Origin of the sequence: Ensifer adhaerens, from assembly GCF_020035535.1 — a bacterium.
Taxonomy (GTDB): Bacteria; Pseudomonadota; Alphaproteobacteria; order Rhizobiales; family Rhizobiaceae; genus Ensifer.
Genome location: NZ_CP083351.1, coordinates 146,881 through 158,151 on the forward strand (window position 1 = coordinate 146,881; position 11,271 = coordinate 158,151).

Annotated in this window: 8 protein-coding genes and 3 pseudogenes; 5 read left to right on the plus strand and 6 right to left on the minus strand. The window is 58.0% G+C overall.

Annotation, left to right across the window (positions count from 1 at the left end; all coding sequences use genetic code 11):
* Positions 1-9: 9 nt before the first annotated feature.
* Genes LAC81_RS35325 through LAC81_RS35335 form a run of 3 tightly spaced genes read right to left on the minus strand, consistent with a single transcriptional unit; the run spans position 10 to position 3,720 of the window.
* A complete protein-coding gene (locus LAC81_RS35325; protein WP_223730856.1) occupies positions 10-1,380 on the minus strand; it encodes a hypothetical protein in 1,371 nt (456 codons plus the stop codon).
* Positions 1,377-2,513 carry a UDP-galactopyranose mutase gene (glf, locus tag LAC81_RS35330; protein ID WP_223730857.1) on the minus strand — a complete coding sequence of 379 codons (1,137 nt, stop codon included), beginning with the start codon at positions 2,511-2,513 and terminating at the stop codon, positions 1,377-1,379. Before glf ends, LAC81_RS35325 begins: the two co-directional genes overlap by 4 nt.
* Positions 2,506-3,720, minus strand: a complete 1,215-nt coding sequence (locus LAC81_RS35335; protein WP_223730858.1) for a glycosyltransferase — start codon at positions 3,718-3,720, stop codon at positions 2,506-2,508. Before LAC81_RS35335 ends, glf begins: the two co-directional genes overlap by 8 nt.
* A 214-nt stretch (positions 3,721-3,934) precedes the next feature.
* Here LAC81_RS35335 and LAC81_RS35340 point away from each other — a divergent pair, with 214 nt between their 5' ends.
* From LAC81_RS35340 to LAC81_RS35350, 3 genes and pseudogenes are all read left to right on the plus strand, one after another.
* Entirely contained in the window at positions 3,935-4,882 is a 948-nt protein-coding gene (locus tag LAC81_RS35340) for a hypothetical protein (RefSeq protein WP_223730859.1), read from the plus strand.
* A gap of 386 nt (positions 4,883-5,268) precedes the next feature.
* Positions 5,269-5,733, plus strand: a pseudogene (locus LAC81_RS35345) (YecA family protein); the annotation flags it as partial.
* 56 nt (positions 5,734-5,789) lie between these two features.
* Positions 5,790-5,879: pseudogene (locus LAC81_RS35350) on the plus strand (HlyD family secretion protein); the annotation flags it as partial.
* Positions 5,880-6,222: 343 nt separating this feature from the next.
* Here LAC81_RS35350 and LAC81_RS35355 read toward each other — a convergent pair.
* The 3 genes and pseudogenes from LAC81_RS35355 to LAC81_RS35365 form a co-directional block, all read right to left on the minus strand.
* Complete coding sequence (locus LAC81_RS35355) at positions 6,223-7,761, minus strand: IS3 family transposase (protein ID WP_223730860.1); 1,539 nt, start codon at positions 7,759-7,761, stop codon at positions 6,223-6,225.
* Between the two features lie 186 nt (positions 7,762-7,947).
* Positions 7,948-8,211 carry a sulfatase-like hydrolase/transferase gene (locus LAC81_RS38655; protein ID WP_223730861.1) on the minus strand — a complete coding sequence of 88 codons (264 nt, stop codon included), beginning with the start codon at positions 8,209-8,211 and terminating at the stop codon, positions 7,948-7,950.
* Positions 8,212-8,458: 247 nt separating this feature from the next.
* Positions 8,459-8,605: pseudogene (locus tag LAC81_RS35365) on the minus strand (IS110 family transposase); the annotation flags it as partial.
* 281 nt (positions 8,606-8,886) lie between these two features.
* Here LAC81_RS35365 and LAC81_RS35370 point away from each other — a divergent pair.
* Both LAC81_RS35370 and LAC81_RS35375 read left to right on the plus strand, forming a co-directional pair.
* A complete protein-coding gene (locus tag LAC81_RS35370) occupies positions 8,887-9,936 on the plus strand; it encodes a peptidase M29 (protein WP_223730862.1) in 1,050 nt (349 codons plus the stop codon).
* 22 nt (positions 9,937-9,958) lie between these two features.
* Complete coding sequence (locus LAC81_RS35375) at positions 9,959-11,269, plus strand: acyl-CoA dehydrogenase family protein (protein WP_223730863.1); 1,311 nt, start codon at positions 9,959-9,961, stop codon at positions 11,267-11,269.
* Positions 11,270-11,271: the final 2 nt, after the last annotated feature.

Below are 11,271 nucleotides of genomic sequence, written 5' to 3' on the forward strand. Positions count from 1 at the left end.
AGAAGGTTTTTATTCCTGCTTCTCTGATGAACCCGAAGCGCATCGGCGGGATTGATCGCGGAGGGTGGCAAGCACCCGCTCTGACTGACGCCACCAGCCAACATTGGCCAAGCTGGCATGATGCCAGCTCCCCGAAGTGGCCAAAGCAGTGGTTGCCTCCGCTAGCAGGGTTGGCCTCAAGCTCTTGCCGCCGATGTCGAATACGCCGGTTTCATAATGACCGTTTTCTGCCGTGAGCAAACTGTTCCAGTCGACCGCCCCGAACATCGACCATACTGTTACCGCGCGGACATCCGCCCCACAAGAACGAAGCTCGGTCGCGGCTTGCCAAACTTCCATGAGCCATCTCGCTTGCTCATCTGGTGCCGCCCCGTTGTGGACCTCGGTAACGGCGATCGGTAGGCCATAGCGTGCCCAAAGCTCTGAAAGTCGGGCTCCCGGGCCGAGTTCCGCATCGGGCAGATCGGCACGGAAGGCTTCGATGTCCGCGTAGCAATCGCGGCCGTTTCCGCCGTGGCTCGTGCGCGGAAACAGTGACAAACGTTCGTCGAGGTATCGATCACTTGTGAGGTAATGGTTCATGCCAATTACGTCAACGACGGGCCCACTGTCGCGAATAAATGCAAGTTCGCGCTCGCTGACACCGGCCTGTACCAACGTGCGATAGAAGGGATGGTCGCGCTCGACTCGGCCGCAAAGGAGATCCAGACTGAGCCAGCGCCGTTCGTTCTCGTAGTTGGCTTGGTAACGCAGGCGCGGGGTGCTGAAAATGCGACCGATGTCTTCCGTTTGGACGAGTAGGGCATCCTTATTGACCGTCTTGATAGCCGACATCGACAAAATGGTCGCGATGCATTGCTCCACGACCGTCCTTAGAAACGCGTCGTGGTCGCACAGATGCGGATGCCACAGGCCGTAGAGCATGGAAAAACGGGCAGTCGTCAGGGGCTCGTTCACGGGTGTGTAGCAGTTGACCCAGGGATATCGCTCGGCAACATTTCTCGCATGAACCGCAAGCCCTTCTGAAAATCGCCCAGCGAGGAATTGGCTGTGATCCGGTCCGCTTCCATGATGAACAAGTCCTACGATTGGCCGCAGAGAGAGGTCGCGCATGCGTCGCATTTGATTGTCATGCCAAGCCCAGTTGCAGTGCTCTGGACGCGCGGGCGACACCTTTTCCCAAATGACGGGATAACGAACAGTCTTTATCCCGAGCTGTGCGATCCGCAGGAGGTCGTCGCCGCGAAGGTGATGCCCCGTTTCCACGACCTGATCTCGCACCCTATCCCCGATGCGAACGACTGAGCACTCGACGCCGCCCCAAAGCGCGAGTTGTGGCGGTCGGGTTCTGACATCCAATCCAGCAAGCGGCGCGATCACGGCTGTCTCGTGACTTTAGAATCGGTACGATTTACAGGTATTTCTGCCTGAATTCGGCGGAACTCTGCCAAAGCCTGGCCTACGATCTGATCCATATTGTAGTAGCGATAGGTCGCGAGCCTGCCTAGGAAACGCACATTTTCAAGTTCTTCGCCCAGCTCCCGGTATCGATTATAGAGCTCTTGATTGTCTCTGCGCGGGATCGGGTAGTAGGGATCGCCTTCCGCTGCTGGGTACTCGAAGGTGAGGCTCGTGCGCGGGTGATCTTGACCTGTCAGATGCTTATATTCGGTGATGCGAGTGTAGGCTTTGTCCTGCGGATAGTTGACAACGGCCACGGGCTGGTGCCACTCACAATCGACAGTCCGATGTTCGAACTTCAGTGAGCGATAGGGCAGTTTGCCATAGCGGAAGTTGAAGTACTCATCGATCGCCCCGGTATAGATCACCCGGCGGACCGCAACATTGCGGCGGACCGCTTCAAACTCTGCCTGCAGCATGATCATTATGTTCGGATGGCTTAACATTCGCTCGAACATGCGGGTGTAACCTCGCCAAGGCATGGCTTGGAACTTATCCTGAAAGTAGCGGTCGTCGTTGTTAGTGCGTGCTGGAACCCTGGCGGTAACCGACTTGTCCAGTTGTGAAGGGTCCATTCCCCACTGTTTGCGGGTGTAACCCCGGAAGAATTTTTCGTAGAGATCGCGCCCAACTCGACCGACGACTACGTCCTCCGAAGTCAAGATTTGCGCAATTGGCTCGGCTTGAGCGGAGTAGAACCGTTCGACTTCATCCTCAGTCGCAAGATGAAGTCCATACAGCTGGTTGATGGTCGTTCGGTTGATCGGTACTGGCAAGAGTTGACCATCGACCGCTGCCAGCACGCGGTGTTCGTACGGGCGCCAATCAGTGAAAGCCGAAAGATATTCGACGATAGCGTCGGAGTTGGTATGGAAGATATGGGGGCCATATTGATGAATGAGAATCCCGCTGTCGTCGTAGCGGTCATAGGCATTGCCACCAATGTGGTTGCGACGGTCGATGACGAGCACACGCTCATCGCGCTGGCTCGCCAATCTCTCAGCGATGACGCTCCCGGCGAAACCAGCGCCAACCACAAGCCAATCAAACATCGCTGGCACGCGCAGCGGCGGTTGCTGTGGACGAGGTGGCCGGGCTTCGGCGGGCATCCCAGTCTGGCGTCACCTGGAGGATCAGCCCGTGCATTTCAGCCCATGTCTTTTCCCAAGACATGCCCGCCAAGAAGGTGTCGACTTCACCTAGCCACCGCTCTGTCGGTTGTGAAAGCAACGCGTCCACTGCACATACTAAGCTTTCCGGTGTATCGCAGATCTTGACCAACCCGCGTTCGCCATAGGGACGAACCACGTCTTTCACAGCGGTCGAGACCACAGGTATGCCTGCGGCCAGGAACTCTGGCGTTTTTGTCGGGCTTATAAACCGGGTGGATGCGTTCAATGCGAAAGGCATAAAGGCCACGTCCCAGCCGCGCAGGAAATTGGGCAGAACCGCGTAGTCCTGCCGGCCGAGCCAATGCAAGTTCTCCCGCCGCGGAAGAGATGTCTCTTCAATCTTTACGACGGGCCCGACTAAAATGAATTCGAAATTGGGCCGCAGCCGGGCTGCGGCCTCCACCAGGTTAAGATCCATTCGCTCATCGATGACGCCGAAGTACCCGATGCGGGGATGACGGAGGTGAGATTGAGACGCCGGCTCTGGCAGGCTCGGACGCCTCGCTTTTCGGAAATGATGCTGATCAACGCTGCTGGGAAAGGCGCAGACTGCACGATGCAGGCGCCGTTTGGCTTCATACAGACTCATGCCGCCGGTGAACAACAGATCGGCTACACGCAGCAGCCGGCGCTCATTTTCAGCCAGCCTTTGGGGAGCACCTTTAAACGCTGAAAGCTCATCCATGCAATCATAGACAAGAATGTCAGCCTCGATCCCATCACTAAACTCGTAAGCCATAGGCGTGTAGTACCAGCACACATGGATGCGTTCCCCAAGATCGGCTGCTAACTCCCGCGTCAATCTTGTCTGTTCAGCAACCGCTTGTGCTTCCGTCAGTGTCGCGGGCAAGATTGGCGTCAAAACTCCAACTCCGCTCTCGTCCCGCTCGCTGCGTAGCGTCGGCTCCGCGCCTTCCTCAAACAACGGTTCCTCGACGTAAAGGACTTTGTAATGTCGCGTCGCAAGCGTCATTAGTTGCTGGGGTCGTTGAAAAACGAACCTCCAGCGCAGGTGTGAAAAGCAAACCAAGTATCGTCGCGTATCTACAGGACGAAATGCGTTGGGATTGCCGTCGAGTTTGAGCATGACTTTGTCCTTGCCGTCGCTAGGGCGGGAGCCCTTGTGCGTTCTGGACATCAAACCACGCCACCACCTTGAGGTTCCCCAGTTAGGCTGAGCCGCCCGACTAATTTAGGGGTTGCGCTCTCAGTCGGAATCATTATGTCATTCCACTCGAATTTAGGTGCCTGGCCCCTGTTGCCCCAAGCCCGTTGCCACCCCATCGAAGACTGTGCTCACGATGAAAGTCGATTTCCGAAGTAACGTTTTTCCGTTGTTTCATCCGCAGGAAAAGGATGACTTGAAGGATCCGTGTCCTGTCTTTGACGGTTCGACATGGCATATGTTCGGTTCAGCCGGCACTGTAACGACCGAGACGTGGGAGCTGTTTCACGCCACGTCTGAGCGGCTTGACGGCCCATGGACGGAACAGGTCCCGATTATGTTGCCGATCCAGGGCTCGGGCATCGCGGCTCCTGGGGTGATCTTCGCCGACGGCGTTTTTCACATGTTCGTTCAGACCGAGTTCATGCGACCGGGGGGGCGCGTCGAGCACGCTGTCTCAAACGATGGCTTTGCTTGGGTCGTGTTGCCGCCCGCCATCGTCGCCATGGAAGATACCGAAGAGCATGGCATATACGATCCCCATCCCGCAGAGGTTGGGGGGCTGAAGTATCTCGTCTATTCGGCGATGCCTAGGTTTGATCGCGTGCCGCAGCCGGACGTCTACTTGGCTCGCAGTGTGTCCAACTCTTGGTTCGGTCCTTGGGAACGGCTTGGAAAGATACTTGATCACGCGGATGTCCCCCATCACAATCACCGCGAAGATCCTGACTACGAATGGGGGATTGAAGGAGCGCAATTGGTGGAATTGCCGGACGGCAGAGTGCTCTTGAACGCGACATGTTTCCTCCCGACGGGTGAACGGGGGACACGTCAGCGGGTATTCTTCGCTATTGGTGAAAGCGTCGCGGGGCCCTACCGGTCAGTCGGGCCTGTGCTTGACCCTGCCGAAAGGGGCGAGAACGGCCATTCGACTGTGATGATACGCGACAACGAACTGGTTCTGTTCTATCAGAGCCGCGTCGAAGGAACGAACCACCGCTGGCGGTATGGCATAGCGCGGTGCGATCTTGCCTTCCACGATCAAGTTGAGGTGAAAGTGCCCTCGGCATGCAGCGCACGCTAGGAGGTACTTCGCGACGGTCCCCAAAGTCTGGAAAGGTAGGGGCCTTCAATACTGGTTTTTTACGGACATTTTTTCGCGGTGATTTATGCAACAGCTTCCTGCGGAACGATCTCGCTGGCCTCGAGTTTGAGCGCATCGCGTGATTGGAGGCGACAAGGAACGTTCGTGACCTGCAAGGACTAGACCGTATGTTGGCAGGGTGAGCGTGGCCCGCCCCCCGCGGTAAGCTGAAGTCGGGGGTGCTCTGGATTGGCCGGAGCCGAGCCCCAAGCTTAGCGAGGGCGAACCATGGAAGAAGGTAGCGTAATTTTCGTTGGCTTGGATACATCCAAGCTTGGTCCCATCTCTACAGCGGGTACGGGTTCAGGGCTAGTGTTTTGCTCTAGTCGATGAGTGGTCCCGATGGCTATCTCACGGCTCTCATCATCGGCCCGAAGTTATCGACCCACGTCAGTGGATCCCGGAGCTGACTGGCCCAGAGGCCCTGAACCTGCCAATGGAAACAACCGAGCATCGGGCCGTGCAGACCATCGTTGCGGAATACAACCGGATATCTGCAAGCCCCTCGCCGAAACGCCGAAAGACCATCGGTCTAGGTTCAGCAGGATCGATGATCAGACCTTTGATCCCTTCGATTGGACCTCCACTTTCTGCTAGGTACAAGGTACGCACCCAAGCTTTGGCAGCCCGTCCTTCGAGGTCATGCCGTCACTGGCGATATCGCCGCGCCCATCTGCAAGCTCGGCGAGGCAAAACGGAAAGCGACCCGCCAGGATGCTGCTGAGGTCGCCGACGCACTCGTCAATATCCGCACCTATTTTATGCCGAAGCGGGCAAAGCAGAAGTTCTGAGAAAAATCGCTGTTCCCGTTCCGTCAACGCCGAGAGCAGTGGGCTGTTCGTCGCTCACGTTCATCCAGACAGGTGAGCGGACGGCGCTGTCCTACCTGGTCAAGCCGCTTGCCGATCAGATCACCAGGGCAATGCGGGAAGAGTAGTGAAACAGCGGTTTTCAAGGAGTTTGGTTCGGGCAGAATTCTTGGCGCATGGAGCGCGATAAAAATAAAGCATCTCTACGGGCGACCTCCGTCTGCGCCACGCGATAGTGGCTCACGTACCCGAGTGAAGGAGCTGTGTCCGGCTTCCGGCGGATCAAGTCGATGGTTTCAGGGCGCATAGGCGGTCGCGCAATGCGGTATCCGCCAGCATGGAATGATCAAGGAAAGGCAAGCCTATCTGCTCAACCAAAGTTGGTGCGGAGGAAAACAACGATGTTCCCAAGCCGTGTCGGGCGAAATGAAAAACTGACCCCCTGGAGGTGCGGACGAATTCTTGGACTGCTTATGCTGCAATTCCGAGGTTCCGGCGGTATTCCGCGGGGCTAAGGCCACCGAGTGAGATTTTTATGCGATGCTGGTTGTACCAACGGATATAGGAATCCACTTGCTGCATGAAGTCGTCAAGCGTCGTATTGATCCAGTCGCGATGGTAGTACATCTCGTTTTTTAGCCGTCCAAAGAAGCCCTCGCAGGCTGAGTTATCCGGTGAGCACCCTTTGCGTGACATGGAGCGGGCCAACTGAGCATTGTGCATGCGCGACAGCCAGCCAGGCCAGCGATAATGGGCACCCCGATCAGAGTGCACAACTGGCCGCTCGGAAAGGCTGATCGTTTCGATTGCGGCATCGAGCATGGTGTTCACGAGTTCTGCGTCTGGACGTGTGCTCACGGACCAACTGACAACAAGCCCGTCGAAGCAGTCGATAATAGGCGACAGATACACTTTCCCCGCAGGCAACTGGAACTCCGTGATATCGGTAAGCCACTTCTCGTTTGGCCTTGCAGCGTGGAAATCACGATTGACCAAATTTTCTGGTGCAGCGTCTAGTTCCCCTTGGTACGACGTGTACCGACGCCGCTTCACGGTGGCGACGACGAGCTGCTCCTGCTTCATCAGGCGGCGTACGACCTTTTCGGAAACCTGCTCTCCTCTCCTGGTCAGGGCCGCATGAATGCGTCTGTAGCCGTAACAGTTACGATTGGCTTCGAAGAGAGACACAATGGTTTGGCGAAGCTCGGCGTATTGGTCATCAAGGCAAAGCAGAGACCGATGATAAAAATAGGAGCTGCGGGCGAACTCAAGCCGCGTGAGGAGTTCTGGTAACGCATAGATCTGTCTCAGGGCATCAACCAGCAGGGTCTTTTCCCGGTTTGCCAGGAGCCGCAGGTCGATGCCCAGATCTTTTTTTATGAGTTCGTTAGCCTTCTTCAGCAGGTCGTGTTCGAGTTGAAGGCGCTGCACATCTCTACGTAGCGCCTCGAGTTCACGCTCGAGTTCGTCTCGGCTGGCTGTCGGTGGTAATGCGCGACGGCGTGTCATGGATGCAGGGACCTCACGACCAAGTTTCTGGTTCTTCCAGTCGTACAACGTCTGCCGGCTCACGCCTACCTTCTGAGCCACCGAGCGGGCACTCTCACGCCGAGAGCACAAATCGATCACGGCCGTTCGCTTCTGTTGCTCCGATCTCGGAATAGCGGTTGCGTTGCTGCTGAGAACTCGTCGCCTGCCATCGGGTTCATATTCGTCGATCCAAGCCGAGAGCTTTCCACGGCAAGGGTAGCCAAGCGCCTTGATGGTCCATGCTATGCAACGGCCGTGGCTCAGATAGTGCTCGACGGCAATCCGCTTCTGCTCATCCGAATACCGTCGTTTGGTGCGAATATAACCTGCCGACAAGCCGGGACCGCGTTCGTACTCGCGGCACCATTGCTTGAGAGCATTCTTCGTCGGATAGCCCAACTGACGGATCGTGGCATTCACGCGTCTACCAAGCTTGATGTAGAGCTGCACGGCTCTCATGCGGTCTTCGTACGAATACATGAACTATCTCCTGTTAGTCCAAGAATTCGTCCGCACCTCCAGGGGGTCAATTCTTCGATTCGCTTGACAAGCCGGCCCGATCGTTCGGAAGCTCGTAGTTCATGGCCTCCAGGATCGTCGGAAGGACATCGATCATACTTCCAGCCTTTGGGGCTGTTTGGCCTGAAATTCCCTCCTTGATAATAATCAACATGTTGCGCCGCTCTGACCCTCAAGCATCGAATATATCTCGTTGCGCATGGCAAGATGGTCGCTTTGAATGACAAGGACAGTGTCTTCCATAAGGCCAGACCGCTCCAGGCGGTCGACAAACTCGGCAGTCAAGGCATTGGTGCACGCCAGAGCCCTGAGCGTGTCATTCGGATAGCTCATAATGTCCGAACGTCCTGTGCGCGCGGCGCGCTGACCATCATGTCGCTTGACACTTCTGTGGTTGCCGCCGTTTGGCAAGAAGTTTCTGACCTTTTTTGACGTGTGATCGAGTGCGGTCTTCTGTCAGGCCTTTCGTTGCCGCGCTTGCAAAGGCCCCTGGCCGGTATGGTGATCTGCGGAGCGGGTCCAAATCTTAAGCTCGAGCTTGTAGGCTCAAAGTGCCAAACTGGTTTTCCCGTTCCCAATCGGTTCGATCATGCGCCCATTCAGGTCGTCGACTTCTCACACCTCTTTGCTGGCCCTGGCTACCCGCGGCTGCTTCCTTTCACACCGGCATTGCCAGGGCTGGGTCTCGATAGTCTTCCTGCCTCGTTAACATGGCCCATGTTGTCCGAGCCATCTTGTTCGCCAGTGCGATCGCCACCAGCATGCGCGGCTTCTTCGTGAGCATCCGCGAAAGCCACGACCCGGCGCCGACTGGGTCATCGTTCGGCGCCGGAAGCGGTCATAGTTTCACGCTTAAACACAGACATCCGAAATCTCTCACGCTTCGGCCGCGGAGACTTGTCATGTCGATGCGTCGTCCTAAGTTAAGTCTATGAAAATAAATGATTTTCGAGGTCGAACTTCATCCTGGCTCCGCGGCATTTCCGTGCCCGGAATTAACACTTGACAAAACTTCAGACTTCAAACAATTTTTAACCCACAAGTAAAGAAATCGCTGAGGGGCGATCCAAAAATCTGGAGGGTTCAATGCTGCAGGAGCGCATTGAAGGGAAGTGGCTTGCCTGCTTCCGACGGGTCTTCGTGCTCAATGGAATAGGTCCGGGAGCGCGGGTGGCGATCGTGGCGGAAACGCAGTCGCGGCCGGTGCTGGTACAGCTCGCCGATCTCGCCTGCCATGATCTCGGCGCCGATTACTGCATGGTCACCATGCCCACCCCGCGCCAGACGGCGCCGGTGCCGGTGAAGTCGACCGGCACGTCGCTCGCCATCCAGGGCAATCGCGCGGCGATCGAGGCCATGAAGCAGTGCGAGATCATCGTCGACTGCACGGTGGAGGGCATGGTCCATGCCGTCGAATGGCCCGAGATCGAGGCGGCCGGTGCGCGTATTCTCGTCGTCTGCAACGAGCATCCCGAAATCCTCGAACGCTGCGAGCCGACGGCAGAACTCGGCCCCAAGGTGGCGCTCGGCATCCAAATGCTGCGCGAGGCGAAGGAGATGCGCGTCACCTCGGCCGCAGGCACCGATCTCGTCATCGACCTCAGGGATGCGCCCTGCGGCGGCACACCGGGTTTCGGCACGACGCCGGGTGCCGTGGCGCATTGGCCGGGCGGCCTGTGCCTGGCCTTCCCTGGCTCGAACACCGTCAATGGCCGCATCGTCATGGATGTTGGCGATATGAACCTGACCTTCAAGAGCTATCTGACGAGCCGCATCGACTTCACTGTCGAGAACGATTTCGTCAGGGAAATCAAAGGCGATGGTTTGGATGCCGAGCTCTTCCGCGACTATATGGAAGCCTGGGAGGACCCGCTGGCCTACGGCTTCTCGCATGTCGGCTGGGGCATGAATCCGACCGCCCGCTGGGTCTCCGGCGCGCTCTATGACAAGCGCGACATGCAGGCCGTCGAGTTCCGCGCCTGGGCCGGCAATTTCCTCTGGTCCACCGGCGCCAACCAATATGCCGGTCGCTTCACCGAGGGGCATTTCGACCTACCGATGCGCAAATGCACGATCACGCTCGATGGTCGCGTGGTGGTGAAGGAAGGCCGTCTCCAGGGTGATCTCGCCCTCTGACCGGATTTGAGAAGGACTGATCATGAGCGAACCTGCAGACTACTATGACCTCTCCCGCACCCGGCCCGAAGTGCTCGATGTGCTCACCCGCATCAACGAACTTGGCCGCGAACGTTTCGCGCCGCGCGCCAAGGGCGTTGACGACGAGGCGTCCTTCCCTGTTGAGAACTACAGGGATCTTGCCGCCGAGGGATTTCTGACCCTGACGGTTCCCGAGGAATTCGGCGGCCACGGCTTCAGCCTCGGCGAATATGCCATGGTCGGCGCGGAGATCGGTAAATATTGCGGCGCCACCGCGCTCACCTTCAACATGCACAACTCCTCCATGATGTGGTCGCGCTTCATGTACGAGCTGCCGAACCTCACCGATGAGGACCGCGCCGCCTTCGCGCCGCTGCGCGAGCGCCAGTTCCGACGCGCTGTTAAGGAGCAAGGCATCTATTCGCAGCCGATTTCCGAGGCCGGGCAGAACTGGACGTCCAAGCCCGCGCAGACCTCCTGTCGCAAGGTCGAGGGCGGCTGGAAGATCAACGGCTTCAAGAAGTTCGCCTCGCTTGCCGGCTATTGCGACTACTACTCCATCGTTTGCACCGAGCATTTCGAGGGCATCGAGCCGCGCCATGAGGACACGATGATCTTCGTCGTCCACAAGGATGCGCCGGGGCTTTCCGTGACGGGCAGCTGGGATCCGCTCGGCATGCGCGGCACCAACAGCCGCGACTTGATCCTCAAGGACGTCTTCGTCACAGAAGAGGACCTGATGATGCCGCGCGGCATCTTCATCAAGACCCTGCCGCACTGGCCGCACATGATGGCGACGCTCTCGCCAACCTATATGGGCGTGGCGCAGGGCGCCTTCGATTTCACCGTCGCCTATCTGCGCGGCGAGGTGCCCGGCCAGCCGCCGGCCGACCGGCGCATGTTTGGCACAAAGCGCCTTACCGTCGGCAAGATGTACACCCAGCTCGCCGCCATGCGCGCGCTGTGGTGGCAGGCCTTCATGGAAGCGCAGGGCTTTCCAACCAAGGCGCAGGTCATGCGCATGTATGCCGCGCAGTACAATGTCATGGAGGGCGTACAGGAGATCGCGGCTCTTGCCATCCGCACCTGCGGCGGCCAGTCCATGCTGAAGACCATGCCGCTGGAGCGCATGTATCGCGACAGCCGCTGCGGCGCGCTGATGCTCCCCTACACGACCGAGATCATGGAGGACTACCTCTCTGTCCTGACGCTCTACGACATGGACGAGCTCGACAGGGCGCCGGGCGACGAGGGCGGCGCGCGCTCTTCGCTGTGGCGCGGCACAGGCGGCACGCTCAAGGGGCTGCGCTGAGC